The organism is Bellilinea caldifistulae (assembly GCF_001306055.1).
GTDB lineage: Bacteria > Chloroflexota > Anaerolineae > Anaerolineales > Anaerolineaceae > Bellilinea > Bellilinea caldifistulae.
On record NZ_LGHJ01000022.1, the window covers coordinates 16588 to 43584 of the forward strand.

Consider the following 26997-nt stretch of genomic DNA (forward strand, 5'->3'; position numbering starts at 1 on the left):
TTGTAAGTAAATGAAAGTACAAAGAAAGAATATTCGCAATGTGGCAATTATTGCCCACGTTGATCACGGCAAGACAACCCTGGTGGATGGCTTACTTCGTCAGGCAAGGGTCTTTCGAGAAAATCAACAGGTTCAAGAACGTGTTATGGACTCGAATGAACTGGAAAGGGAACGGGGCATTACGATTTTGGCAAAAAATACCGCCGTTCTCATCCCAGACCCACAAACGGGCGAGATGGTCAAAATCAATATTGTTGATACACCCGGCCATGCTGATTTTGGCGGCGAGGTGGAACGGGTGATGAACATGGTGGATGGGGTGTTATTACTGGTAGATGCTGCGGAGGGACCGATGCCTCAGACCCGATTTGTTCTCAAAAAAGCCCTGGAGATGGGACATCAGGCAATTGTTGTCATCAATAAAATGGACCGCCGCGATGCCGAACCCGACCGGGTTTTGAACGATACCTTTGATTTATTCATTGAGTTGGGAGCCAGCGAAAGCCAGGCCAACTTTCCGGTAATTTATACCAATGCAATTTCCCAGCAAGCCGGACTGACACCGGAATTATCCCCGGATTTGCAACCTTTATTTGATGCAATTCTCCGACATATCCCCTGCCCTGAGGTTGATCTGGACGCTCCTTTTCAGATGCTGGTGACCAACCTCGGCTACGATGAATATCGCGGCGTTACCGCCATTGGGCGGGTGAATGCAGGTAAGGTCATCAACGGTCAACCCATCGCACGGATTACACTGCAGGGGGAAGTATTGCCGGAGAGAGCCAGATATCTGTTCGTCTTTCAGGGGCTGGAAAAAGTTGAGGTGGACGAAGTTCTGGCGGGTGATATTGGCGTGATCGCCGGTCTGGAAGGTGTGGAAATTGGCGAGACACTGGCCGATCCAGAGCAGCCAGTGGCTCTACCGCCAATACGGGTGGAAGAACCGACCGTGAGGATGACTTTTGGGGTCAATACCTCTCCTTTTGCTGGAAAAGAAGGAAAATGGAGTACCTCCCGCAAATTACGCGAAAGGTTATTTGCCGAGCTACGCAATAATGTTGCACTCCGGGTTGAAGAAACCGAAAATGCGGACACCTTTCTGGTTTCCGGTCGAGGAGAATTGCACCTGGCCATTCTGATTGAAACCATGCGTCGTGAGGGATATGAATTTCAGGTTTCGCGACCCGAAGCCATTCTCAAAGAAGGTGGGAATGGAGAAATTTTGGAACCTTATGAAGAGGTTCATATTGAAACCAGTGCGGATACAGTCGGAGCCGTGGTGGAAATGTTGGGTGCCAGAAAGGGCCAGATGATCAATCTGGTCAATAACCCGGATAATACCGTAACCCTCGTCTACGTCGTTCCAACACGTGGCCTGTTGGGATTCCGCTATCAATTCCTGACGGCTACACGCGGCATGGGGGTGATACATACCTTGTTTCATGGCTACGCTCCCTATGCTGGTCCAATTCCGACCCGTAACAGCAGCTCGATTGTGGCCTGGGAAGCGGGAATGACGACCAATTACGGTCTAAAAAACGCTGAAGAGCGCGGTATCTTGTTCTATGGGCCTGGGGTTGAAGTTTACGAAGGCATGGTCGTTGGCGAAACCCTGCGGTCAAGCGATCTGGTTGTGAATGTATGTAAAAAGAAACACCTGACCAACATGCGTTCATCGAATAAGGACATCGAGGTGCGCCTGACAACTCCCCGCACAATGAGCCTGGACGAAGCCATTGAGTACCTTGCTGAGGATGAGCTTTTGGAAGTGACCCCCAAGAGTTTTCGAATTCGCAAGAAGATCCTCGATACAGAAGAACGCGGAAAGCAGACAAAACGTGCTAAAGAATTGTATGAGGTCGGGTAGTCCGCGGTTGAGATGGGTTTGGTTCGTGATTGTTGCTCTGGCGATGGGTAATTGTGCCAGTCCAACGATACTGCCGGCAACACCAACTCCTATTTTACAAGAAACCACACCGATACCCGTTACAGAATCTACCCCGACCGCCATGGGGTTTACCCCTACGTCAGATGTGCCTGAAATCACTCCCGCTCCACAGGCTTTACCAGCCTACACCATTCAGGCGATTTACGACGCTGCTCAGAAAAGAGTTGCCGTCAATCAGGTGATTCAATTTACGCATCTTTCCGTTAAACCGCTCAGTGAAATTTTGCTGATTGTTGAACCGAATCGCTTCCCGAACGGGTTTGTATTGAGCAGGTTGGAAAATCAAATTACCGGTCAGGCATTGGATTGGGAATTGCAGCGAAACTGGCTGAGAATTGCGTTAGACGCGCCTTTGTCCTTCCAGGATTCTATTTCCATTGTGGCGGAATATAGCCTGCAATTACCCGAAATACCCCCGCCTTCTGATACGAGCAAACCCCAAATTTATGGTTACACACTGCGTCAAACCAATCTGGTGGATTGGTATTTGTGGCTGCCCCCCTATAACGAAGATACTGGCTGGGTAATTCACCCACCGGCTTTCTTTGGAGAATATACGGTCTACCCACTGGCGGATTTTGAGGTTATTTTTGATGTGGTCAATTCTCCGCGGCAGGTGATTGTTGCAGCCAGTTCAAGTCCTGTTGAAAATCATCAAAATCATTGGGAATATCGCCTAAGCCAAGCCAGAAACTTTGCAATTTCGATCAGCGCCGATTTTGAAGTGAATGAGGTAGAGGTGGATGGGGTGAAAATCAGCCACTACTTCTTCCCATTGTATCGGCGGCAGGGAGAAGTCGTGTTAAATCACACGCTTCAGGCTTTTCGGCTTTATTCTGAATTGTTTGGTGAATTATCACGTTCATCCATCAGCGTGGTACAGGCTGATTTTTTGGATGGCATGGAATTTGATGGATTGTTTTTCCTGAGCAAGGGATTTTATGACCTTTATGATGGAACGGATAAGGGTTACTTAACCCTGATTACGGTTCATGAAACCGCCCATCAATGGTGGTATGCTGAGGTTGCCAATGATCAGGCGCAACATCCATGGCTGGATGAATCTCTTTGTACTTACGCTGAGCGATTGTATTATGAACGATACTTACCGGAGTTGGTTGATTGGTGGTGGTTTTATCGAGTAAATTTTTACCAACCTCAAGGGGTGATTGATTTGCCGGTTTATGATTATAACGGGTATCTGGCATATCGAGATGCGGTTTATTTGCGCGGGGCAGCATTTCTCGAAGAACTGAGAAACTTTGTTGGGAATGAGTCTTTTTTTGAAGGATTGGCGCTCTACTATGCGGATAATAGCGGGAAAATTGCCGCTCCTGATGATTTTTTTAAAGCCTTCAACCTCACCGAACAAGATGTAAGGGAGAGGTTCAGTTCATTCTTTGCTTCTTCACCATGAAGATTAAACAATCAACCGGTTCAGGGTAAAAATTCCCAATCCCATGCCGGCACAAACTTCAATCCCCGATGAACTTCCCCATTCCAAGACATCTTGAATGGCATAGTCCTCAACAGGTCGAAGACCGGTGATCATCGCAAAGGCGTGCAGCAAGCGTTCGTCAATTTCTCCCTGAGCGGCTGCTTTAACCAGATTCAGACTAATGGATGTTGTACGGCTTTCAATTGCGCGAAGCAGCACCTGGTGAAGTTGACTCAAATCCAGTTTTGGACTGCCTGCCCAACGATAGAGGGTATAAATCCACCCCATCAGTAAATCGTCCCCCGAAGGCGTAAGCCCACGGCCTCTCCCGGCAAAAAAACGTATGGGAAGAAAACAATTGGCGGGCGAAGCGATAGCATTTTGAACCAGTCTTTCCAGCGCTAATTGAGTTTCGGATTCGGATGGATGAGCTGGTGAGGAATTATCCATGAAGGCAAGCACCTCTTCCAATAAGGCTACAGAATGATCTAAACGGGAGCGTAGAGTCAATAAGACGGCTACGGATTGCTTTAGATCAGGAAGTGTGGAAATGGGGCTGGATAACCTTTTGGATGAATAAATGGTGACCTTGCTGGTTTGAATAATGGTAGAAGAATGCTCAAAATGGATTGTCGTTTCGGAAAGATTGACCGGTTCGCCGGGATGGACTGGAAGAACCGATAAATCCGAATTTATGTTAATGGTAAGGGGATTACCAAACCGGCTGTTTGACAGGAAGAGGATGGATTGATCGGCGAGTTTGAGGAACACGCCCTTTGAAGTTATTCCGATTACTTCGCCGGAACGATTCTTTTTGAGACTTTCGGCGGCACATAGCCCGATTTGATTAGCGGAAAAAATTTTCACATTTTGGCCTTTATAAGGATGTCAGACAATTTTATGAGGAATGTCAGTTGACACCAAGAGGGTTTTATATGATAATTTTGATAGTTGTTCCTGTTTTTTCTACTAAATTTTAACCTCATATTTCGGGTTACAGGGTAAAACGAAACACATTATGTCAATGATCTGGTTCTGCTCCAGCAGAATGTACCGGGCACATAACTGGCAGGTAAATGCTTATGGGATTTTTATGCCCTTATCCAAGTCTAAATAATCTCTCTGAGAGTTCAGATCAGGGAGATTTTTGTTTCCGGTAGGACATTGCGATCACCGAACCGCTTCTTAAAATCACCTAAACAAGGAGAAAAGATTATGAAATTGATTGATTTAACTATTCCTCTTGGTATTGGCACTCCTCCCTGGCCGACCTATGAACCTTTGCAGGTCAAATACTTCAAACGGCTTGCCCCTAACGGCGCCAACGGCCAGGTGTTGACCCATTCTAATCATCTTGGCACTCACCTTGACGGTGAAATCCATTTTCACACCCCCGGTAAGGACATGGCATCGCTGGACATGGATTTTCTGGTGCATGAGGCGGCCATTGTTGATCTTTCGGATGTATGCGGGGACTACGATGTATATACCAGCAAAATGGTAGAAGAGCGGGTGGAAGTCAAAGAAGGTGACATCTTGATTATCCATACCGGTTATCATCATTTTGGCTGGGATCAACCGCACGCCAATGAGGTGCGTTACATGGTGATGCACCCCGGTCCCGATCGCGAATTTGCAGACTGGGCAAAAGCCAAAAAACTTCGCTGGATTGGTGTGGATTGTGGCAGCGCTGATCATCCGATGAACACCATCATTCGTGACTGGATGCCGCGTCAGGCACGTCAGGCGGAAAAAGTATTTCGCAAGAAATACGGCATGGGGCTGGCTGAATTTTTTGATGATAGCAAGTACCAGTTAATGCACCTTGAAATGTTCCCGTACGGGATCATCCATGCTGAATGCATTGGCGGCGACATTGACCTGCTGTTGAATCGGCGGGTGACGGTGGGGTTCTTCCCGTGGCGCTTTGTGGATGGGGAGGCCAGCATTGGACGTTGTGTGGCGATGGTCAACGATGATGAGTACGAAGAATTGATGAAGAAGAAAGCAGAACTTCCCAAGACGAAATTCGGTGATGCTTACAACCCCGCCCATATTGAGAGCATCAACGCGATTTCTAAAGCCAATTTATCTTAATTCCACTTCAAATCAAATTCTGGAGGAATACGATGAGATTACCAACCCCCGAAAAAGTCAGTGAACAGAAGATCACCTTCGATGTTGAGGAGATCGAACCCATTCTGCAAGCTCCGGCAATGGATTTGAAACCCTGGCCGGGCGCCATGGTGACACTGAAAGATGGGCGGGTCATGTATATCCGCGAAGCAAAGCTCGAAGAAGCTCCAATGATGCTGGAATACATGAAAAAGGTCATGGAAGTAGATCACGACTTCTATGATATTGTTGGGGCGCGTGTCTATGCCGAAATTCTGGGCTGGTACCGCAAACGCCTCAAAGATCCCTATACCCTGGTTGGGTTGATTGACGGTTTATGGGCGGGGTTTGCCAATGGGCGGCTTTTAAACGAGGACATCAACATCAGCCTGCACACCATGGCGCTGATCCGCGGTGGCCGAATTGGAGCGGTGATGTATTATGCCAAAGCCTACTATGGATTTGAAATTTTGGGCAACAAAGAATGGTGGGCAACCTATGAAAGCTACAACGGTTGGATGCGCTGGGGGATTGGTATGGCACAACCGAGTTATCCATGGCCGGAATATCAGCATGAGCTGGGCGGAGCCCGTGTTTATTATGTGACCAAGAAATACTGGGATAAAGTCGTAAAAGACTACATCCGCCAGATGGCCGGAACGGAACTGGTATTTGATGTACCGGATGAAGTCATCAAAGCCAATGAGGTCATGCGGGTACCAGACGAAGTTTTGGTATACAGAATTATCCACAGTAGAGCAGAGCCAGTCCGACTGGCTCTGCTCATTTTTGCGTGATGAAACCGATGCAGTACCCCAGAAACATTTTCCGGCGTAAAGCACTGACCGCTTTTGGGCGGTTAATTCTTCCTTTACTGGCAGAGATTAAGACCAGCGGCCTTCACCGGTTGCCCCGTAAAGGGCCAGCTATTCTGGCAGGTAATCACGAGAATATTGTAGAAGTGGTCTTGATGGCAGTCTATTCTCCGGCCATTGTCGAATTTTTAGGTACAGGTGATGTGCCGATTGATCCGCGATTTAGATGGCTGGCTGATCTGTATCAGTTTATTCCGGTCAAGCGGGGTAATATCGATCGAACGGCAATTTATGCTGCGCTGGAGGTGTTGAAGGCCAATGGCGTTGTTGGAATTTTTCCACAAGGGGGTATCTGGGGCGCTGATATGAAGAGCGGAAGGAGCGGTGTGGCAGTCTTGAGCTATCTATCTGGAGCGCCAGTATACCCGATTGGTTTTGGCGGGTTGAAGGGTGCGCTGAGCAAGATGATGCATTTCAAGAGGCCGCGTTTGACCCTGCGGGTGGGCGATCCTCTCCAAATGACAACGGGTGAGCATAACAAATCCATCTCTAAGAATGACCTCGACCGGTTTTCTTCCCTGGTGATGGAACGAATAGTCGAGTTGTTGCCGCCTGAAGAACAAAAATCAACCCGAAAAGTGCAGGAAAATTTTGATGTAGAGGTTTTCGTTCGAAAGAACGGCGATTATTCAGAAGTAAAATTGATGCTGGATGAACAAACAAGGCTTGGATTGGGTGTTTTATTCCACTATCCGGTTCTGCTGGATACCTTCAAACGCAACTTGGGCCTTCCGGTGGGATGTTTACAACAAATTGGTGAGCCCATCTTGGTTCAAGAGGTGCATGAGGCAATAGGCGCTATTCTCGATTATCTGGAACGGGAAAACCCCGGTTTCTTCACCTATCGTTTCGGGATCGACCGGGGGATTTTAATAAAGAATGCCCTTGAAGTCTTCAGGTTGTGTGCAGAACAACATTTGGAGGATCGAATTTTCGTCTTTCCAATTTATGAATACTCCGAAAATGGTCACTTAATACGCCTTCGAGGAGTAGATTCTCTTCATCCGCCAGCTTGAATTGGAACCCGCTTCTCGTTTAGGTCGAAATTTCGGATAGCCATTGAGGCAATGGTTTTTCCAATGCTGAGCGAAGCAGTCGCGGCTGGTGACGGAGCGTTCAGCACATGAATCATTCCGGCGGCTTCGACAATTCGGAAGTCATCCACGAGAGCGCCACTGGGTTCAAGAGCCTGAGCACGAACACCGGCTCCGCTACGATGAACATCTTCCATCCCAAGATCCGGGATTAATTTCTGCAAAGCAGAAACAAAAGCGCGTTTGGAAAGCGATCGGTAAAATTCGTCGAAACCCATCCGCCAGTATTTCAATCCCATCCGCCAAAATCCGATGAAGGTGGCATAAGTCAACATATCGGGGATAGAAATATCGCTAATCTTATACCCTTCCCGCTTAAAAGCCAGAACTGCATTCGGGCCGGCTTCGATGCCCCCGGTCACCCGGCGGGTGAAGTGTACCCCGAGGAAGGGGAAACGAGGATCAGGGACAGGGTAAATCAAATTCTTAACCAGATAGTGTTTTTCGGGAATGATATCGTAATATTCCCCACGGAAGGGGATGATCTGCAAACCGGGATTGACTCCGCACTTTTTGGCAATTCGATCTGAGTACAAACCACCACAATTGATCAGATAACGGCTCTTAACTTCACCGCTGCTGGTATGGAGAATAAGCTCATCGCCTTTAAGGGTTAGAGATTGGAAAGCGCTGTTGGTCAAAATTTGACCGCCTTCGGAACGGAATATTTCAGCGTATTTTTCAACAACCTGCACATAATCTACAATTCCGGTTTGAGGTACATAAATTCCGGCCAATCCAGTCGCATGGGGTTCATATTCTCTGATTTCAGCGGAGGACAGGCGGCGTAAGCCGGTTAATCCGTTTGCCTGTCCGCGCTCGAGCAGGGCATCCAGTCGGGGCAACTCATCCGGCGTGGTGGCTACAATCACTTTACCGCAGTTTTCATGGCGGATGTTGTGTTCCTGACAGAATTGATAAAGGGCTTGTCTTCCCTCAACGCAGTTCCGGGCTTTGAGTGATCCGGGCTTGTAGTAAATTCCAGAGTGAATGACACCGCTGTTGTTTCCGGTTTGATGGGCAGCCAGTTTCTTTTCCGCTTCCAGCACCACAATTTTGGCTGAAGTTTGTCTGGAAAGCGCCAGGGCAGTTGCCATACCAACAATCCCACCGCCGATGATTGCTATATCAAAGGTTCTTTCACTCATGGATCAACCTCACAGAGAAGGGAATTTTGGGTAATGAAGATAGACATTGTAAAATCATTATACCTTACCGGCTGTTGATGTCACTCGCACAACGGTAGTGATTTTCAGGTGATAACCGAGTGATTTCTTAATTCAACCAGGCTGAAAGGTTAGCCTGATTGGGGGTGGATTTCATCAGGTGTTTGATCACCGAAATTTCCCGCCGGTAAAGGCGGGTAAGTTTATAGAGCAGATGAGCGGTTGTCTCAGATTCGAGCAAATCCTGTTTTTCATGCAGGGGAATTTGAAGCAGTGAGGCAGCCATATACAATTTGACCAGCGGATCTTCAGGCAGCTCGAGATGACTAATTTCTACATGCAATTCTTCATCGGATAGTGAGTTAAGTGTCTTTAAGTAGCGGAAGATCCACGGCTGAAAAGCCCGAACTCCCCGGGCAACCGCAAGTGTATGGGGTTCTTCCATTGGGAAAATTTCCACCATACCGGTGAGGTAGGGAAGATCGTAATTCAGGGAATGGATTTTGAAACGCTCTTCGCCAATGGAGAGGATGTTCATGCGCCCATCTTCCAGCCTTTCGGCTTGTATGATATTGGCTGTGCAGCCAACAGTGTACGGTTTAGCCAGAGGGCCTAAAGCCTCCAATCCCTGTCTGATCAGAACCACCCCAAATGGTTGTTTTTCGGAGATGCAACGTTGAATCATCAGGCGATACCTTGCTTCAAAGATATGAAGCGGCAGCGGCATGCCCGGGAATAAGACCGTGTGTAGAGGAAATAAGCAAAGTTCGCGCATAAGGATTGATTAATTTCTCCTCTAACTTTAAAGCCAATTAAGAATCGTTGCCAGTCCTTGTATGAGGTTTCTTCTGCCGTTATAATCACGACATGGAATACGAACGCCCCCACATGGATTTTCCAACCATTTTTCGCTTAAGAGTGATTGGTGCCAATCAAGATGATTTTGCCACATTCGTCATGGTAGAGGTGCGCAAACATGTCCCTGATTTGACGGAGGATGGCATTGAAGCGAGACCCAGCAACGGCGGTAAGTATCTGGCCGTCAAGGTGTCCTTTGTGGCTGAATCGCGCGAGCAACTGGATGCCATTTATGCTCACTTGAGCGCTCAGGATCGGGTAATTTATTTGCTGTAACAAGCAATGAATTCGTGAAATTTTCTTACTTCAAGACTAACGGGCCTGCATCCATCGGCCGCTGATCATCTTTTCGATTGCGAATATCCCACGATTGAAAAAAAGCGCCAGCAAGCCAACAAAAATTGCGCCGACCCAGATTTTATCCATTCTGCCGGCCTGAGCAATTCCCTCGAACAATAAAACACCAAGACCGCCCGCGCCAAATTTTGCACCAATTGTGGCAATGGCAACGGAAATGACGCTTGCCAGCCGCACACCGGCTAAAATGACCGGCAGAGCAATTGGAATTTGAATTTTGACCGCTATTTGAAGGCGATTCATGCCCATGCCACGGGCAGCCTCTATGATGGCGGGGTCAATGGTTTTAAAACCGGCAAGGATATTTCTCAAAAGAATAATCTGGCTGTAAATCACCAGTGCAGCCATTACGGAGCGAGCATTCAACCCCAAAAACGGGATCAAAAAAATCATCATGGCGATGCTGGGAATGGTATAGAGGATGTTGTTGAGTGGAATAACAATACTTGCCAGGCGCTGATAGCGATTAATCAACCATCCCAAAGGCAGAGCAATCAGAAAAGCAATTCCTACCGGTAGAATTGCCAGCTGAAAGTGACGGAATGTCAGTTGCAGGATGTATTCAAAATTGTTTAGCAGGTAGTTCATATCCTATGCGGAAAGGCAACCGACTTTTCTTAATTCTTCAAAAGTGATGTAGCCAATTGGATTCCCTTCCTGGCATACCAATACTGTATCTGAGGCGGGTGAAAGCATCAAAGAGAGAACTCGTTTCAGGTCCGTGCCGAGCGGTACCCGGGGTAGCCGGTTGGAATGTATGGTCGAATCCAGGGGTTTCATGACGGTTTCAACCCGCACCAGCGACAACTGACGGATGCGGTCATCGGTATTAAGTAATTGCCGGACGAAATCACCGGCGGGGTTAGCCAGCAGGTTACAGGGTGTATCTTTCTGTACCAGGCGGCCTTTGTCCAGCACGATGATTTCATCGGCCAATTTCAATGCTTCTTCAACATCGTGAGTTACAAATAAAATCGTTTTTTTCAACCGGCGTTGCAGCTCAAGCAGTTGATCTTGTAAACTTTCGCGTGTGATGGCGTCAATAGCGCCAAAAGGCTCATCCATCAGCATTACTTCGGGGTCAGCGGCAAGAGCGCGTGCCAACCCTACCCTTTGCTGCTGTCCACCGGAAAGTTGTGCCGGATAACGGTTGCGGAAATCCAATGGAAGATGAACCAGGTCGAGCAGTTCGTTAACCCGCTGATTAATGCGCTGCCTGTCCCAGCCCAACAGGTCCGGTACAACAGCGATATTTTTGGCAATGCTTAAATGGGGAAAAAGGCCGACCTGTTGAATCACATAGCCAATATTACGGCGCAACTGGTTAACCGGTATGGATTGTATATCCACTCCATCCAGCAGAATTTTTCCGCTGGTGGGTTCGTGTAGCCGGTTGACCATCTTCAGCAAGGTGGTTTTTCCGCAGCCGGAAGGACCCAACAAAACTACGATGGATCCTTCCGGGATTTCCAGTGTGATATTGTCAACGGCAGGTGCTGTTGTGCCGGGGTATTGTTTGCTGACATTGACAAATTGAATGGCTGCCATTTTTGTTTATTTAATCAATCCTTGCTGTTGTAAAAATTCTTTGGCAACATCTGCCGGCTCGCGCTGTTTACCAGAAACCTCAAAGTTTAATTGCTGCATCACTTCATCCGTCAACAAGGGCGCCAAGCCATTTAAAATTTCGGCAATTTTGGGATTGGAGTCCAACACCTCTTTGCGTATGACCGGCGCAACCTGATAAGGGGGCCAAAGGCCCTTATCGTCTTTCAGGATGACCAGATCGAAGGCAGCAATTTCACCGTCGGTTCCGAAGGCAACCGTCACATCCGCCTGTCCTTCATTGATTGCCTGATAGCGAAGTCCGGGATCAACTGATTTGTATTCTTTGAAATTAAAATCACCATACACTTTACGCATGCCAGGCAAACCGTCCTCGCGTTCTTGAAATTCGGGCGGTCCAACCATGACAAGGTTTGAAGCCTGGGCAACCAGATCGGATACGGTTTCAATTCCCAAATCTTGGGCACGGGTGCGTTTCATGGCGACGGCCTGCGTGTTGTTCATTGGGGCGGGATCCAACCACACCAGATTGAAGCGGCTGGCATATTCGTTTTTGACAGTGTTATACACTGCGACAGGGTCGGTGTTGACGGGCAGTTTTAGAACGGTCAGTAATCCTGTGCCGGTGTACTCTGGATATAAATCAATCTCGTTGGATTCGAGAGCTTTTTGAGCGATGGGGGTGCCGCCGAGGTTCAACTTCCGTTCGACCTTAAAGCCGTTGTATTCCAGAAGTTGGGCGTACATTTCACCCAGAATAAATTGTTCGGTGAAATCTTTCGATGCAACGCGGATTATGGTTTGTGAGGGGGTGTTTGCGCCTGGCGAGCAGGATACCAGTACTGCCAGTATCAGGAAAGCACCTAACAGGGTTTTTAAGAAGTTCGGTTGTTTCATGTGACACCTCGTTTTATTTTCCTTTCAGGTTTTTATGGGTTGGAGCGTTTTTTGAAGCAGGGCAAGCAACCCTTCGACTGCTAATGTGATCAGAGCTACCGGGATAGCCCCTACGAAAAGTATGCTGTAATCATACAGTGCAAATCCGCGGGTGATGTAGATCCCTAATCCACCGCTACCTACGAAGGCTGCCAGAGTTGCGCTGGCAATCACATCTACTGCCGAAATGCGAACGCCGGTCAGAATCACAGGAATTGCAAGGGGAAATTCAACCTTAATCAATCTCTGGAAAGCCGACATTCCCATGCCGCGGGCTGCTTCGATAATGGCTGGTTCAAGGGTGCGGAAGGCGGCATCGGTGTTGATCAGTACCGGCGGCATTGCCAGAATCGTCAAAGCGACAATGGCCGAGGTAGAGGTCAATCCCAGATAGGGGATGATCAGAAACAACACCGCCAGACTGGGGATTACCCGTAAACCATTTACCAGATTCATCAGGGTAAGAGAGGCAAAACGCGATTTAGAGGTCCAGATTCCTAAGGGAACGCAAACTAAGATGGCAAGCCCAATGGCAATCCCAGCCAAAATGAGGTGATCTACTACTGCACCCCAAAATTCGGTTTGGCGGTTGAGAAAGTAGAGATAACTTTGCCACAGAGTGTGGATGAGCGTATCTACCAAAGTTCGCTGCCTGCCTCACCTTTGAAAGGGCCAATCAGGTTCGAAGTAATCCAACCGCCATAAAAATTTCCGGGCTGCGGTTTTACCAGTTCTCCTTCAACAAAACATTGATCCATCCATTGCGGATAAAAAGCAATATGGCGGGCTATGGAGGAATAAGGCGGGGTTGGATTGGGATAGTACCAGGCTGCGTTGCTGGCAATTTTTCCGGGGGTTTTGATGCTGTAATATGCTGCCTGTCCTTTCCATTCGCAAAAAGAGCGACGTGTTGAGGGAATCAGGCACTCCATTAATACGTCTTCTGGAGGGAAGTAATAAACCGGCGGATGACTTGTTTCCAGAACTCGGAACGCTCGTCTGGTTTCTGCCAGTTTGATCCCGTCAAAGTAGATTAGCAAATGAAGGTCGGTTGGTTCTACTAATGGCGGACGGGGATAGTCCCATACCGATTCGGGTTTGAGATGAAATTGATTATTTTGGTTCATTTTTTTTTTTTTTTTTTTTTTTCTAAATTTCATTTCAATTTTAAGTCCGATTAAGTTCCTGTCAAACTATTGTATAAGAAAATTATAACTTGCCTGATCTTACTTATTGATAAATTTTACAAATATAGTAATATAAATGAAAATCATTATAATTTGGAGATTCTTAATGAAAAACAGTTGGGGTAAAAAATTTCAGTATTATTTTGATTATTTATTTTCTCTTGGCCCGGGGGTGCTGATCGCAGCCCTAGCCTTGTTCACAGTCGTACTATCGCTGATCGCTACGCTGATTCTGGTGGTAAGCCGATTATCGCCAGGGGGTGAGCCGCCATTCGATTTCATTGAAGGACTGTGGTTCACTTTTCTCGCCAATTTAGGTGAGGGTTCAGTGGCGGGGAGAGAATCAGTTTGGACATTCCGGTTTATAACATTAGGATTAACTCTGGCAAGTATTTTCATTGTATCAAACTTAATTGGCATCATCTCCAATGCCATAAGCCAGAAAATTGAAAATTTACGGCGAGGAAAATCTGCCGTGATTGAAAGTGATCATACCGTGGTTCTGGGTTGGTCTGAACAGGTTTTTACGATAATTCCACAATTATTTATTGCTCAGGAGGGGAAGAAAAACCGGAAAATTGTCCTGTTGGGTAATCAGGATAAAGTTGAAATGGAAGATCAACTTCGCAATCGAATTGGATCGGAGGCTATTGAAAAGGTAGTTTGCCGGAGCGGTAGTCCAATCGAAATGAGTGATCTCGAATTGACCAATCTTAACGAGGCGAGTGGTATTCTGATCCTTACACCAGAGGGCGAAAACCCCGACGCAGAAGTAATCAAGTCGGTACTTGCAATTACCAAAGGTCACGATCGAAAAGGCCGACCGTATAAAATTATTGCTTCTCTGAAAGAAAAACAGAACCGGGCATTGGGTAAGATTGTTGGAGGGGAAGAAGTTGAGTGGATATTTTCCGGTCAGGTAATCGCCCGGCTGCTGGCGCAGAGTTGCAATCAACCTGGTCTGTCGGTGGTTTACTCGGAATTGCTGGATTTTACTGGCGATGAGATTTATTTTGTCGAAGATGCCATTTTGATTGGAAGGACATACCGGGAGGCATTAAGCACCTATCAAAAAGGGGTGGTAATAGGTTTACAAAAAGGCGAGAATGTCACTCTGAACCCCGCAATGGAATCAATTATCCGCCCTGCAGATCAATTGATTGTCATTGCCTCGGATGAGCATGGTTTGATCCGGGGTGAACGTGCCGCAACGCGCGATGAGTGGATAATCTCGAATCACACCCCTCCAAAAAACAGCGAAAATGTGATCATTTTAGGGTGGAGCGAAAGAGGAAATGAATTATTACGCGAGTTAAATAATTATTTTCAACCAAAATCGAAGGTCTGTATCGTTACCGATAAATTCGATTTACGTCCGGAACTTGAAGAAATTTCTTCCGAATTGAAAAATCTGAAAATCAGTTTTGAAAGAAAATCAATTCTTGACCGGAATGAACTGGAGATGCTGAAACTGCATAAATACAATCATATCATTTTACTGAGTAACGATGATCAAACTTTGAGCATTCAGCAGATTGATTCCAACACCTTGTTTACGTTGCTACATGTGCGTCACATCATCGAAGCCACACAGGCCAAACCCTCCATTGCGACCGAAATTTTAGACAGCCGAAACAGCCGACTTGCCGAGGTGGCAAAAGCGGATGATTTTATCGTGAGCGATCGGTTAATTAGCTTGATGATGGCTCAAATTGTAGCAGATCGGCGCAGAAATGCCGTTTATGAAGACCTGTTCAATCCTCAGGGCTCGGAAATCTATCTGAAACCGGCATGTCAATATGTTAAGACCGGGGTTGCTGTCAACTTTTATACAATTCTGGAAGCGGCTTCACGAAAGGGAGAAACCGCAATTGGTTATCGGTTGTCTTCGCTTTCCGAAGATGTGAAAAGATCTTTTGGAGTGAAGATTAATCCCGATAAGCGTGAAGAAGTGGTTTTCACCGAAAAGGATAAAATCATTGTATTGGCCGAAAAATAGAGTAAGAATATTAAGGCTGGAAATGGATTGAATCCTGCACTTTAGAGGTGGGATTCAGGATTATATTGGTTATCCAAAGCACCAATAATTAAAAATATTCTGTGCTAACATTGTAAGAAAGCAAATTTCTTGCTGTGCATTCGATCATGTCCGACTCTGTTGACCGGGATATTCTGCTTCGTGAGCCGGGTAATGTAGAGGAGATGATTTCCTCTGCGTTGCAGCGGGCTTTAACATTGCGCTATCAAAATCCTTCACAAGCCCTGGAAATTCTGGAAACCACTCATCGGCGGCTGGAAAAATTCCCGGCGGCAACGGATGATGAGCTCAAACAAATTGCTGATTGTCAGCACGAACTGGGAAAACTGTACTGGCAGATGGGGCATTTTGACCAGGCAATTTCCATTCTGCAACAGGCACAATCTATCTACGAAAAAGTTGATCACAAAAAACAACTGGCCTGGATTTATGCAGTACTGGGACAGGTATATCTACATTTATCCAGTTTTGTAAATGCGCTCCAGTACACATTAAGCGGTCTGGAACTGGCTCAGGAAATTGGTGATCGCGCCGTTGAAGGTCAGTTGTTGATTAATTTAGGCAGCGTATACATTCAAAGAGAAGAGTTCACTCGTGCTCTCCCTTATATTCTTCGTGCTTCAAAAGATGCCGAGATCAGTCAGGATCTGTACATACAGGCAGAGGCTTTAGAAAAGTCCTGCCTGGTTTACAGTGGTCTTGGAAATGCCGGGATGGCACTGAGTGCCGGGATTAAGAGTCTCAATTTATTTGTAGACATTCAGGAGAAATGGGGAGAAGCCAGAACGCTCAATTCTTTAGGGCGGGCATATCAGATTATGAAAGATTATCCGAAGGCGCTGGAGTGTTTTGAGGATGCGCTCAATCTCAGCCGGAAAATATCCTCGCCTTTTGAAAGCGTAGTATCCCTAATTCGAATTGGGCAGGTCTACGCCGAACAAGAGCTTCCCGGTCAGGCGCTGGAACCGCTGCACGAAGCGTTGCAAGTCAGCGAGAAGATTCAATCGCGAGGACAGCAGGTACAATGTCACCAGCTGCTTTCTTCAGTGTACCGTCAAGCCGTCCAGTTCCAACGGGCGCTGGCTCACTATGAGCGCTTCCACGAAATCAAAGAACAGGTCTTCAACGACGAATCAGAAACCAAGTTAAAGAACCTGGAAGTTGTCTATCAGGTTGAAGAAGCTCGACGAGAGGCTGAAAGAGAACAATTAAAAAATATTGCTCTTGAGCAAGAAATTCAGGAACGTATTCAGGCTCAGCGCGCATTGCAAGCCGCCAATGAACAATTGCAGAAAGAAATTGCCATTCGCGAGCAATTGATCGGTGACTTGAATGCGTTTGCCCGGATGGTCGCCCATGACTTAAAAGCCCCTCTGCAAAATCAGGCGATTTTGACTCACATTCTGGAATTGAAACTCAAAGCGATTAATGCCCCGGAAGAAATTTTACAACTCAATGGACAGTTGCAGCGAATTGTGCAGAAACAAGCCGAGATCATTCAAGAACTGCTGACGCTGGCGAGTTTACGCAGTCAGGAAATTGTACTGGTCCCTTTGGATATGAAGAAAGTAATCGAAGAAGTTTTGAATCGTTTGAATTTCGTGATCGAGGATCACGGAGCACAAATCAGTATCCCCAACCAATGGCCAGTGGCGTTGGGACATGCCCCCTGGGTTGAAGAAGTGTGGGCAAATTACATTACTAACGCAATCAAATATGGAGGAACACCGCCGCTGGTACAGTTAGGGGCTTACAAGGAGGAAGACGGTTTTGTCCGGTTCTGGATTCAGGATAATGGGGATGGGATCAGCCCGGAGAATCAGGGGCGACTGTTTCAAGATTTTAGCCGGGTTGGTCAAGGGCGCGCCGAAGGTCATGGTTTGGGGCTATCCATTGTAGCCCGAATTGTTGAAAAAATGGGGGGGAAAGTTGGGGTCGACAGCCGCGGTCGTCCCGGTGAGGGAAGTCGTTTCTGGTTTACGCTGCGGGCAGTTGAGGAATAAACCGAACAGAATTGAATTGTAAAGTGTTTGAAAGGTTTTTCCTATAAAGATTTAATCAATTCGACCTATATATAAAATAGAGCACCTGGATTAGGGTAACAGCGGTTTCAGGCTTATCAATTCAGGTAACCATTTTGAACCGTATTTAAATCCGTAACGACAAAGGCAAACCCGGCGAAAGCCGGCGACGCAAAGCTATGGGTCTAAGGGCTGTATGCCTATGACTGCCAGGCCGCCGAAAACGCGATTCCATGCATCCAATTACAGGCAGGGGAATCCTGCTGTATTTATTTAAATTGGCTGTAGTCGGTTTTTACCGGGCGCCTTTGTCAGAAAGGGTTGGACATGAGGCGCTCGGTTGTTTATATTCTGCTGTTGACGGGGTTGTTGTGGATGGGGGCAGCGGGTTTATCTCATCCCCAAACAGTATCTGCTGATTCTGGCGGTTTTCAGGTGTTCCTGCCTCTTTTGACAAACGGAGGTACGAATAATTCAAACTCCGAGCAAGAGGTTGGCTTTCCAACTTTGACTCAATTTGCAGATACGGTGAAGAATGGTGCAAATCAAATTGCGGGTTTATATGTTGAAAAACTGCTGGCAAAACCGGTCGTTCAGCAGCCACAAGGGAATTATGAATATATCTCGAACGATCCAGACACCATTACGCAATTTATGCTAACTACACCGGAGGTTGTGGGTCTATTGGCGCACAATCACCTGGCGGGTAAGTTCTTTTTTGAGATTCAGCCGGGAGCGCGGCTTTTTCTGGTAAATGGCGTGGGAGAGGTGACGGAATTTGAAGTTGTTGAAGTCCATTCCTATCAAGTGCTCAAATCTGTGGGGGGCTCCAAATATCAGGATCTCTCAACTGCGGAGATCATTGATACCGGCCAGTTGTTTGCAAAGTTTTACATGGGAGACGCTCATCTTACCCTTCAAACCTGTATTTCGAAAGACGGTGATCCGAGTTGGGGACGGCTGTTTATTTATGCCGTTCCAGTAAATTGAATGTATACTTAACGGGTATCCTGTCGTTTGGAGCGGTCTTAATGTATTTTTATGCCATCGAAAGCCCAATTGGGGCAATCTTGTTGTCGTCAGATGGCGATTTCCTGCGGGGACTGTCCTTTTATCCGTTTGATTTGCCCTTTGAAAGCAATCAGGATTTACCCATCTTCAAAGAAACCCGGCAACAACTGGCAGCCTACTTCGCAGGGGAATTGAGATCGTTTGATTTGCCGATTCACCTGGAAGGCAGGCCGTTTCAATTGAAGGTTTGGCGGGAACTGCTGAAAATTCCATACGGAGTAACCATATCCTACAAACAATTAGCCGAACGGGTGGGGGATGTGAAATCAATTCGAGCGGTGGGTAGAGCCAATGGACAAAACCCCATCCCAATTATTGTGCCTTGCCATCGGGTCATCGGAACAAATGGCGGCTTGATTGGTTATGGGGGCGGAATAGAGAAGAAGCTGTACCTGTTAAAGTTGGAAAAAAGTCTATTGTTTGATTGATTTTCGAACTCATGACAATCAACCTTTGGGTTAGTGATTAATAACACTAATCCAAACCATGCTGTTTCGATACAATACACATGGTTATTGCAAATAATTTGCAATAAAACAGAAAGAGGATTGTTTAATGGAATTTGACCTCGTAAATGCTGCGGAGTCGCAAATTCATGCGTTGGGCGGCAGAATGACCACCCAAAGACGAATGATTTTGCAGGCATTGATCGAATGTGCGGATCATCCCACAGCAGAGGAAATTTACCAAAAGGTTCGGGAAAAAAATCCGGGGTTGAACCTTTCTACCGTTTACCGGACTTTACGTTGGCTTGAGCAGCATGGGCTGGTTAACACTCGCCGTTTTGATGATGATCCGCGCCTGGAACGATTCGACCCGGTTGTCGAGGAAGGAGAAGACCACTTTCATTTTCGGTGCAGGAAATGCAACCAAATTACCGAATTTGATACACCGCTCATCGAAGTGGTGAAAGCCCAGTTTGTGGATTGTTTTGGCGGGAAAGTTGAAAATGCCACGCTGGTTTTTTACGGTTTATGTTCAGAATGTTCAAAAACGACTTAATCCGGTTTTGAGGTGTATATGGCGGCCTGTCACGTAGTCCAACAAACCCATCCCTATCTCAATGGTCATTATATCGCTTTGGTTGGAAATCCAAATGTTGGTAAATCGGTTTTGTTCCACCGACTTACTGGTCAATATGTGATGGTTTCAAATTATCCCGGTACAACAGTGGAAGTTTCACAGGGCAGATTGCGAAAAATGGAAGGGGTAACCCTGATTGACACGCCGGGAGTTGTCAGTTTCCCTTCTCGCAGCGAGGACGAACAGGTAACCGAACGGGTCTTGTTCAATAACGATCTTCGCACGGTGATTCAGGTGGGCGATGCTAAAAACTTACGTCGTACCCTGCATCTCACCATACAACTGGCAGAAATGGGACTTCCATTGGTGCTGGCTTTAAATATGATGGATGAAGCGCGAATGCGGGGGCTAGAGATTCGTACGGAGGTGATGGAGCGGGCTTTTGGAATACCCATCATCCAGACCGTTGCGACCCGAGGAAACGGAATTGAGGAAGTTGAACGGGCAATTCAATCTGCCCGCCCTGTAACCCTGAAAATTCAATATCCCCCGGATATTGAGCAAGCCCTGCAAGCCATTGAGCAGATGGCGTTTGAATCGCCCATCTCCATCCGTTCACTATCTCTTTTATGGTTGGTGCAAGATCCGGTTTGTGAAATATGGGTGGAAGAAAATACAGCCAATAGCATTCGGGAAAAAATGATTGAAATACGCAGCGGTCTGATGGAGAAATATCCCGAAGGGGTGGATCTGGTCATCCAAAAAAGCCGGGAGGATTTTATCGCGCATCTGGTTCAAGAATCGTTGCAAGAAACAAAAAGCTCAACCTCAAGCAGGATTCATTTGAGCCATCTGACCATTCACCCTGTTTGGGGTGTACCCATCTTGTTGATGGTTTTATATGCCATGTACTGGTTTGTAGGTGTCTTTGGGGCAGGTACACTGGTAGGCCTGCTGGAAGAGCGGTTGTTTGGCGAGATCATCAACCCATGGCTGATTGGCCTGAGTGAAAAATTTATCCCGTGGGAAATGGTGCGTAATTTTCTGGTCGGTGAATATGGTTTTTGGACCATGGGAATGACCTACGCGCTGGCTCTCCTGTTGCCAATCGTGCTGACATTCTTCATCGCGTTTGGAATTTTGGAAGATTCGGGGTATTTACCGCGGGTGGCGGTTTTGAGTAACCGTTTGTTTTCGGCAATTGGGTTAAACGGTCAGGCGGTTTTGCCAATGGTGTTGGGGCTGGGTTGTGTGACCATGGCAACCATGACCACTCGAATTTTGAATCGCCCAAGAGATCGGATTCTGGTCACCTTGCTTTTAGCGCTGGCCGTACCCTGTTCGGCCCAATTGGGAGTTGTAATGGGAATGCTCGCGGCAATCTCTTTCAGTGCAACTTTAATTTGGGGTGGGGTGATTTTTCTGGTCTTGATGCTGGTTGGATGGTTGGCTTCGAAAGTGTTACCCGGAGAAAGAACGCCCTTGATTGTGGAATTGCCTCCTTTAAGGATGCCGGTTTTTACCAATGTGATTTTCAAGACCCTGGCCAGACTGGAATGGTACATCAAGGAGGCTGTGCCATTATTCTTGTTGGGTACGGTAATTTTATTCGTGCTGGATACGCTTCACCTGTTGCCGGCCCTGATTGAAACCCTCAAGCCGATTGTCACCGGTTGGCTTGGCTTACCCCCCGAAGCGGCTTCTGCTCTGATGATGGGTTTTCTGCGACGTGATTTTGCTGCTACTGGCTTTTTTGTGATGCAATCACAGGGTCATCTGAGTGATTTGCAGGCTCTGGTTTCGATTACAACCATTACTCTTTTCATCCCCTGTATTGCTTCGGTCTTTATGATGATCAAAGAACGGGGTTGGAAAATCGGTTTGGGCATGGTAGCGTTTATTTTGCCGTTCTCGGTGTTGGTGGGCGGTTTTTTAATGCGATTGTTGAGTGGATTGGGCTGGGGTTCATAAAATGACACAAAAAATTCAAGGCAATCCTGTGGTTCGTTCGTCCGACTTGATTAAGTGCTCTATGTGTGGTTTGGAATATGACCCGTCGGAAAACCCGGCTTGCGGAACATGTCCGCTTCATCGGGGCTGCACGATGACCTGCTGTCCGCGATGTGGAACGACGAATATCAATATTCATCAATCCCGGGCGGTTGGGTTTGCAAAAAGACTGTTTTGGGGAGGTAACCGTGTTTCATCATAGGAAAAGACAACGTTGTGCGCGCGGTTACGAAGCCAATGACCATTGCCTGGCGCTGTGTCAGGTAGCGCCGGGGCGTGAAGTAAAAATTCGCGAAATGGAAAGACTGCACCCTCCCTTTCGCCGGCATTTACATGCCTACGGTCTGCTGCCCGGCCGTTGCATCCGGGTTATTACACAACAACCAGTGACCATCATCCAGGTAGAGCAAATGGAACTGGCTTTCGAAAAAAGTGTCGCAGAGGGGATTCTGGTAGAGCCGGTTAACGAATAAAACTTAAGATATCTTAAAAATTTTCCCCTTGTATTGACAAGGGGAATTGATTTTTGCTATACTGAAAGTGCTTTCATAAAAGTACTTTCAGTATGACGTTATTTCCTTGTAGAAATGCTTTCACGAAAAAATCCCCCCACGATTTATGATGTTGCCCGCTCGGCGGGGGTGAGCATTTCTACGGTTTCACGCGTGTTGAACAACCCGGAAAGGGTGAACGAATCTACCCGCTTGCATGTGCTGGCAACCATAGACGAATTGGGTTTTATTCCAAAAGCGGAAGCGCGGGCAAGGGCATTGCGCTCTTCCGGAAGAGTAGGGGTCATCACCCCCTTTTTTACTGCGCCTTCTTTCGTTCAACGGTTACGGGGAGTGGCATCGGTCCTGACGGAATCCAATTATGAGTTGGTGATTTTTACTGTTGATACCCTGGATCGCTTACAGCACTACCTGGATACCATCCCATTGACTCATAATCTGGACGGGTTGATTCTTATCTCGGTGCGGGTGGATGAAAAGACGGCCGGGCGAATCATCCAACATAAACTGGAAACGGTTTTGATTGAGTATCCGTTGAATGTTTTCAGTAGTGTAGAAATTGATGATGAAGAGGGCGGAAAAATGGCCGCCCGCTACCTTTTAGGGAAGGGACATTCGAATTTTGCATTTGTGGGCGAAACGAATTTTCCGAAATATGGGATTAACCCGATTAGTTCACGGTTGAAAGGTTTTCAGCAGGTATTATCCGAATCAAATGTCGCCTTTTCAGACGCCCACATTTGGGAAACTCCATACCATGTGGATGCAACCCGCTTTGTTGCTTTGGAAAGATTGAAAACAGCAAAAATGCCCCTTGCAATCTTCTCGGCAACCGATCTTCAAGCAATTGGAGTGATCAAAGCCGTGAGGCAATTGGGGTTACGGATTCCTGAGGATGTATCCATTTTGGGTTTTGATGATTTGGATATTGCGGATTACATGGAACTCTCTACCGTGCGCCAACCGCTGGATGAATCCGGACGGGTAGCGGCTGAGCTGCTCTTTTCGCGCATGCTTGATTCAAACCGTCCGATTCAACACATTCGTTTACCGTTGTCTTTGATCGAACGTGGGACAACTTGATGTGGAACGGTCAAATCTTTGAGAGGAGGTGATGAATCCAGACGACAGATAAGGAAAGTTTGTAACGATGGCCAAATTGGCATGCTGTTCTGTCCAAATTTTGAGTTTTTGGAGGAGAAAATGAAAAACCGTTTCTGGCAAGTTTTGGCAATTTTGATGGTTGCTGCGCTGGTGCTGGCTGCCTGTGCTCAACCGACTGCTGCACCGACTCAACCGCCGGCTGCTTCTGGTGGTTCTTACCTTGATCGCGCTTTTGCGGGTGAATTCAAAGGTACGGTGGTTACCATGGCCGGACCTTTCACCGACAATGATGCGGTCAAATTCGAACAATCCATCAAGAATTTTGAGGACCAAACCGGCATTGACATTCAATACGAAGGTTCGAAGGAATTTGAAGCCTCCATTTCCATTCGTATTGATGGCGGTAATCCCCCCGATATCGTAGACTTCCCCCAACCGGGTTTACTGGCGACCTTTGCGGCTAAAGGTAAAGCCATTGACGTGAGCACCTTCCTGGACATGGAAAAGCTGAAGAAGAATTACAATCAATCCTGGTTGGATATGGCTATGATGGACAGCCCGAATGGCAAGATCATGGCCGGCGTGTGGGGGCGTGTAAACGGTAAGTCATTGGTGTGGTACCCCAAGAAAGCCTTTGATGAAGCCGGTTACAAAATCCCGACCACCTGGGATGAATTGCTGGCATTGAGTGAAGAAATCAAAAATGACGGCGATGCCCCTTGGTGTGTGGGTATCGAATCCGGCGCTGCTACCGGTTGGCCGATGACCGACTGGATCGAGGAAACCATGTTGCGCACCACCTCGCTTGAAAACTATGACAAGTGGGTGAAAGGTGAATTGAAATTCGACTCACCCGAAGTGCGCCGGGCGATTGAAAAGGTGACCGAAATCTGGTTCACGGATGGATATGTGTACGGCGGCCGGCAGGCAATTGCGACCACCTTCTTTGGAGATGCTCCGAAGCCCATGTTTGACAATCCGCCCAAGTGCTGGCTGCACAAACAGGGTAATTTCATCACCACCTTCTTCCCCGAAGGTTTGACCGCGGGTGTGGATTATGACTTCTTCTACTTCCCGCCAATTGATCCTGCTTACGGAAAGCCCGTGTTGGTGGCAGGCGATATCTATGCCATGTTCAATGATCGTCCAGAAGTACGTGCGGTTATGGAGTACTTCACGACGGGCGCTTCGGTGGAAGGTTGGGTGCGTGCCGGTGGCGCGATTTCACCTCATCTCGACTCCAGCCTCGACTGGTACTCCAATGAAGTTGACCGCGGCGTTGCTGAGATTATCTTGAACGCAACCTCGGTCCGGTTTGACGGCTCGGATCTGATGCCCGGTGCAGTGGGTGCAGGTTCCTTCTGGAAGAGTATGACCTCTTATGTATCCGGTGCTATTGATCTGGATACTGCATTGAGAGACATTGACGCTTCCTGGCCGAAATAAGTCCATCAACGCATCCATCTCAGAAGGGTAAACACCCTGTGTAAGTTGGAGGGGCAGGTCTTTTGTAAGGGGATAACCTGCCCCTCTTCTCCCCAGAAAAATTATATAATCTTAAGGGACTTCCTTTTTAGAGAAAGGAGCGCAAAATGCAAAACCAGCCAAGATTAAGTGCGGGAGACCAAATCCTCAATTGGTTGACCACAGGGGTGGGGAGATTACTGGCTTCTATTTTTGTCCCATTAGTCACCTTTCTGGTGCTGTGGCGTGGTTTTATCTTTCTTAGAGACAGCAATGCCCCTCAATTCATCATTGTTGTGGTTGCGATTGTCTGGGGAGTTGGAGGGGTAGCGCTCCTGTATGGGGTATCCAACTGGCTGGTGGAAAAACTATCCGGCGAGTGGGTTCGCCGGCTTCAACCCTTTATTTTCATTGGCCCGGCCATTGCAATTTTATTCTGGTACCTATTTCTGCCCACTATTCGTACGCTCATTTTAAGCTTTCAGGATGGTTTGGGGAGAAATTTTGTGGGGATTGAAAATTATATTTTCGCCTTTACAGACAGGGTCATGTTGGAGGCTTTCCGGAATAATTTGCTGTGGATGGTACTGGGAACCGGTTTCAGTGTTGGTTTGGGGCTTTTGATAGCCGTACTCGCTGACCGTACCCCGTTTGAAAAGGTCTATAAAGCCATCATATTTATGCCGATGGCGATTTCATTCGTCGGTGCTGGTGTGATTTGGAAATTTGTCTATGCCTATCGAGGGGAAGGAGTTGGTATTCAGGAGATTGGGCTGCTGAATGCGATTGTGATTGGGTTAGGTGGTAAGGCTCAGCCATGGTTGTTGCTACCCCCAATAAACAATCTCTTCCTGATCGTGATTATGGTTTGGCTGCAAACCGGTTACGCCATGGTGATTTTATCCTCTGCCATTAAGGGCATACCTTCGGAATTACTGGAGGCTGCCCGGGTGGATGGCGCCAACGAATTTCAGGTGTTCTTCCAAATCATGGTACCCACAATTCAAAGTACACTTTTGACCGTTACTACGACCATCGTCATTTTCAGTTTGAAGCTGTTTGATATTGTTCGGGTCATGACAGGGGGGAATTACGGCACTAATGTGATTGCAAATGAATTTTACCTTCAGCAATTTACTTATAATCACTCTGGCAGAGCTTCGGCAATTGCTATTGTGCTTTTAATTGCGGTCATTCCGGTGATGATCTACAATCTCCGCCAGTTCCGCAAAAGGAGGGCATTCTGATGAGCGGCACAAAGACCAGTCAGAAGGGTCAAAAACGGCTGGGTAGCGTTTTTGTAAATGGTGTGCTGGTTTTGATCTGTCTTGTTTGGTTGATCCCTACTATTGGGGTGTTCATTACCTCTTTTCGAAACAGCGAGGACATATATAGCAGCGGCTGGTGGACGGTCTTTCCGCATCGTGGCTGGGTGAAAGTCGAAGAAATTCGCGTCCCTGAATCGATAGATGTGGATCAGCCGTTTGAGGTTGCAGGGGTAACCGCCGATTTTAGTACGCTGCGTCAGGGGATCGTAACACCGGATGGCCGTAAAATCACCTGGATTGGAAATAAACGTTCCCGGTTGGTGATTGTGGAAGAAAAACGGTGGGTGGGCTTTTCGGCTCGGTTAACGCTGGATAATTACCGCGATACATTAAGCGGAGAGAGTTGAAAAATCAAGCGTAATACGCCGAGCAGGCTGTTTGAGGGGTGGAAAAGCCGCACCCGATGGGGTATCCACCCTAAAATAAAGGGGCTGTGTATCTTGATTTGACCTCTTCACTTCCATTTTTTCTGGATTTTTGACCACCAGCGACACTTCACCCTCCGCATGGGAGTTCACCCTTGGATGGCGGCCCCAGCCGGGGTTTTGAACCCGACGCCAAACAGGAGCTTGACCATTCGTTTCAAGTTGAGCGCTATCGCCGTCAAAAAGGCTTGCACCGCAAAGCCCATTTTTCCCAAATACCGGCAGCGTCCCAACCCATGCCACTGTTTGGCTTCCCCAAATTTGCGTTCGATTTTGTAGCGCTGTTTCAAGCCTTGACGGTACGGTTGGGTCTGCTCCAAGGCCAGCCAGCTGTCTTTGTTGGCGTCTTTCTTCTGCGTGCGCGTCTTTTTCAAGCGAATTGCCGAGTGTAAGCCGTGCAGTTCTAAATAGAAGTGATTGTTGCCGTCATCATAGCCTTTATCCGCCGCATAGGTCTC

The 26997-nt window shown here is 47.3% G+C and carries 27 protein-coding genes and 1 riboswitch; of the genes, 17 read left to right on the forward strand and 10 right to left on the reverse strand.

The genetic code is table 11. The features are described from left to right. The first annotated feature begins 10 nt into the window (after positions 1 to 10). Positions 11 to 1870, forward strand: a complete 1860-nt coding sequence (gene typA / locus AC812_RS15335) for a translational GTPase TypA (RefSeq protein WP_061917088.1) — start codon at positions 11 to 13, stop codon at positions 1868 to 1870. Between the two features lie 25 nt (positions 1871 to 1895). After that, complete coding sequence (locus tag AC812_RS15340) at positions 1896 to 3368, forward strand: M1 family metallopeptidase (RefSeq protein ID WP_169787323.1); 1473 nt, start codon at positions 1896 to 1898, stop codon at positions 3366 to 3368. A 3-nt stretch (positions 3369 to 3371) separates the two neighbouring features. Here AC812_RS15340 and AC812_RS15345 read toward each other — a convergent pair whose 3' ends face one another. Then, on the reverse strand, positions 3372 to 4256 hold the full coding sequence (locus AC812_RS15345; RefSeq protein ID WP_062158962.1) for an oxamate carbamoyltransferase subunit AllH family protein: 885 nt from the start codon (positions 4254 to 4256) through the stop codon (positions 3372 to 3374). A 348-nt stretch (positions 4257 to 4604) separates the two neighbouring features. Here AC812_RS15345 and AC812_RS15350 point away from each other — a divergent pair, with 348 nt between their 5' ends. The 3 genes from AC812_RS15350 to AC812_RS15360 are packed head-to-tail and all read left to right on the forward strand — an operon-like array spanning position 4605 to position 7395. Further along, entirely contained in the window at positions 4605 to 5486 is an 882-nt protein-coding gene (locus tag AC812_RS15350) for a cyclase family protein (protein WP_061917079.1), read from the forward strand. Between the two features lie 32 nt (positions 5487 to 5518). Then, positions 5519 to 6301, forward strand: coding sequence for a hypothetical protein (locus AC812_RS15355; RefSeq protein WP_061917076.1), 783 nt, complete (start codon positions 5519 to 5521; stop codon positions 6299 to 6301). An 8-nt stretch (positions 6302 to 6309) separates the two neighbouring features. Further along, positions 6310 to 7395, forward strand: coding sequence for a lysophospholipid acyltransferase family protein (locus AC812_RS15360; protein WP_169787324.1), 1086 nt, complete (start codon positions 6310 to 6312; stop codon positions 7393 to 7395). Here the strand turns inward: AC812_RS15360 and lhgO are convergent. Together lhgO and AC812_RS15370 are read right to left on the reverse strand one after the other, a co-directional pair. Beyond that, on the reverse strand, positions 7380 to 8621 hold the full coding sequence (lhgO, locus tag AC812_RS15365) for an L-2-hydroxyglutarate oxidase (RefSeq protein ID WP_061917070.1): 1242 nt from the start codon (positions 8619 to 8621) through the stop codon (positions 7380 to 7382). The two genes, AC812_RS15360 and lhgO, sit on opposite strands and share 16 nt — an antisense overlap. Before the next feature lie 127 nt (positions 8622 to 8748). Then, positions 8749 to 9414: an LON peptidase substrate-binding domain-containing protein gene (locus AC812_RS15370; protein ID WP_061917067.1), complete on the reverse strand. Its 666-nt coding sequence runs from the start codon at positions 9412 to 9414 to the stop codon at positions 8749 to 8751. A gap of 92 nt (positions 9415 to 9506) precedes the next feature. On the opposite strand from AC812_RS15370, the gene AC812_RS15375 reads away from it, so the two are divergent. Beyond that, entirely contained in the window at positions 9507 to 9773 is a 267-nt protein-coding gene (locus tag AC812_RS15375) for a YbeD family protein (RefSeq protein ID WP_061917064.1), read from the forward strand. A gap of 36 nt (positions 9774 to 9809) precedes the next feature. On the opposite strand, the gene AC812_RS15380 is transcribed toward AC812_RS15375, so the two are convergent. Genes AC812_RS15380 through AC812_RS15400 form a run of 5 tightly spaced genes read right to left on the reverse strand, consistent with a single transcriptional unit; the run spans position 9810 to position 13483 of the window. Further along, positions 9810 to 10442: an ABC transporter permease gene (locus tag AC812_RS15380; RefSeq protein WP_061917060.1), complete on the reverse strand. Its 633-nt coding sequence runs from the start codon at positions 10440 to 10442 to the stop codon at positions 9810 to 9812. Positions 10443 to 10445: 3 nt separating this feature from the next. Continuing rightward, complete coding sequence (locus tag AC812_RS15385; RefSeq protein ID WP_061917057.1) at positions 10446 to 11402, reverse strand: ABC transporter ATP-binding protein; 957 nt, start codon at positions 11400 to 11402, stop codon at positions 10446 to 10448. A gap of 6 nt (positions 11403 to 11408) precedes the next feature. Beyond that, positions 11409 to 12317 carry a glycine betaine ABC transporter substrate-binding protein gene (locus tag AC812_RS15390; RefSeq protein WP_061917054.1) on the reverse strand — a complete coding sequence of 303 codons (909 nt, stop codon included), beginning with the start codon at positions 12315 to 12317 and terminating at the stop codon, positions 11409 to 11411. A 24-nt stretch (positions 12318 to 12341) separates the two neighbouring features. Beyond that, entirely contained in the window at positions 12342 to 12998 is a 657-nt protein-coding gene (locus AC812_RS15395; RefSeq protein ID WP_201797713.1) for an ABC transporter permease, read from the reverse strand. Continuing rightward, the gene (locus AC812_RS15400; protein WP_061917051.1) at positions 12992 to 13483 is read right to left on the reverse strand and encodes a DUF427 domain-containing protein; all 492 of its coding nucleotides are present in this window, start codon (positions 13481 to 13483) and stop codon (positions 12992 to 12994) included. The genes AC812_RS15395 and AC812_RS15400 overlap by 7 nt, the downstream gene beginning before the upstream one ends. 166 nt (positions 13484 to 13649) lie before the next feature. On the opposite strand from AC812_RS15400, the gene AC812_RS15405 reads away from it, so the two are divergent. From AC812_RS15405 to AC812_RS15455, 11 genes are all read left to right on the forward strand, one after another. Continuing rightward, positions 13650 to 15542: a CASTOR/POLLUX-related putative ion channel gene (locus tag AC812_RS15405; RefSeq protein ID WP_061917048.1), complete on the forward strand. Its 1893-nt coding sequence runs from the start codon at positions 13650 to 13652 to the stop codon at positions 15540 to 15542. Positions 15543 to 15688: 146 nt separating this feature from the next. Next, on the forward strand, positions 15689 to 17584 hold the full coding sequence (locus AC812_RS15410) for a tetratricopeptide repeat-containing sensor histidine kinase (protein ID WP_062158965.1): 1896 nt from the start codon (positions 15689 to 15691) through the stop codon (positions 17582 to 17584). A 154-nt stretch (positions 17585 to 17738) separates the two neighbouring features. Next, positions 17739 to 17824: riboswitch (cyclic di-GMP riboswitch) on the forward strand. 153 nt (positions 17825 to 17977) lie between these two features. Continuing rightward, on the forward strand, positions 17978 to 18592 hold the full coding sequence (locus AC812_RS15415) for a sortase, YLP family (protein ID WP_145962565.1): 615 nt from the start codon (positions 17978 to 17980) through the stop codon (positions 18590 to 18592). 41 nt (positions 18593 to 18633) lie between these two features. After that, entirely contained in the window at positions 18634 to 19101 is a 468-nt protein-coding gene (locus AC812_RS15420; protein ID WP_061917037.1) for a methylated-DNA--[protein]-cysteine S-methyltransferase, read from the forward strand. Positions 19102 to 19228: 127 nt separating this feature from the next. Then, positions 19229 to 19675, forward strand: coding sequence for a Fur family transcriptional regulator (locus AC812_RS15425; protein ID WP_061917034.1), 447 nt, complete (start codon positions 19229 to 19231; stop codon positions 19673 to 19675). A gap of 18 nt (positions 19676 to 19693) precedes the next feature. Next, the gene (feoB, locus tag AC812_RS15430; RefSeq protein ID WP_061917032.1) at positions 19694 to 21667 is read left to right on the forward strand and encodes a ferrous iron transport protein B; all 1974 of its coding nucleotides are present in this window, start codon (positions 19694 to 19696) and stop codon (positions 21665 to 21667) included. A gap of 227 nt (positions 21668 to 21894) precedes the next feature. Beyond that, a complete protein-coding gene (locus tag AC812_RS15435; RefSeq protein ID WP_061917029.1) occupies positions 21895 to 22179 on the forward strand; it encodes a FeoA family protein in 285 nt (94 codons plus the stop codon). A 114-nt stretch (positions 22180 to 22293) separates the two neighbouring features. Further along, a complete protein-coding gene (locus AC812_RS15440) occupies positions 22294 to 23301 on the forward strand; it encodes a LacI family DNA-binding transcriptional regulator (protein WP_061917025.1) in 1008 nt (335 codons plus the stop codon). Between the two features lie 120 nt (positions 23302 to 23421). After that, positions 23422 to 24768, forward strand: coding sequence for an ABC transporter substrate-binding protein (locus AC812_RS15445; protein WP_114676107.1), 1347 nt, complete (start codon positions 23422 to 23424; stop codon positions 24766 to 24768). 146 nt (positions 24769 to 24914) lie between these two features. Further along, the gene (locus AC812_RS15450) at positions 24915 to 26033 is read left to right on the forward strand and encodes a carbohydrate ABC transporter permease (RefSeq protein WP_061917023.1); all 1119 of its coding nucleotides are present in this window, start codon (positions 24915 to 24917) and stop codon (positions 26031 to 26033) included. Further along, complete coding sequence (locus AC812_RS15455; protein ID WP_061917020.1) at positions 26033 to 26461, forward strand: hypothetical protein; 429 nt, start codon at positions 26033 to 26035, stop codon at positions 26459 to 26461. The genes AC812_RS15450 and AC812_RS15455 overlap by 1 nt, the downstream gene beginning before the upstream one ends. On the opposite strand, the gene AC812_RS17890 is transcribed toward AC812_RS15455, so the two are convergent. Together AC812_RS17890 and AC812_RS15460 are read right to left on the reverse strand one after the other, a co-directional pair. After that, the gene (locus tag AC812_RS17890) at positions 26444 to 26608 is read right to left on the reverse strand and encodes a hypothetical protein (RefSeq protein ID WP_169787326.1); all 165 of its coding nucleotides are present in this window, start codon (positions 26606 to 26608) and stop codon (positions 26444 to 26446) included. The two genes, AC812_RS15455 and AC812_RS17890, sit on opposite strands and share 18 nt — an antisense overlap. A 20-nt stretch (positions 26609 to 26628) precedes the next feature. Then, on the reverse strand, positions 26629 to 26997 hold a 369-nt coding region (locus AC812_RS15460; protein ID WP_062158777.1), incomplete at its 5' end, for a transposase.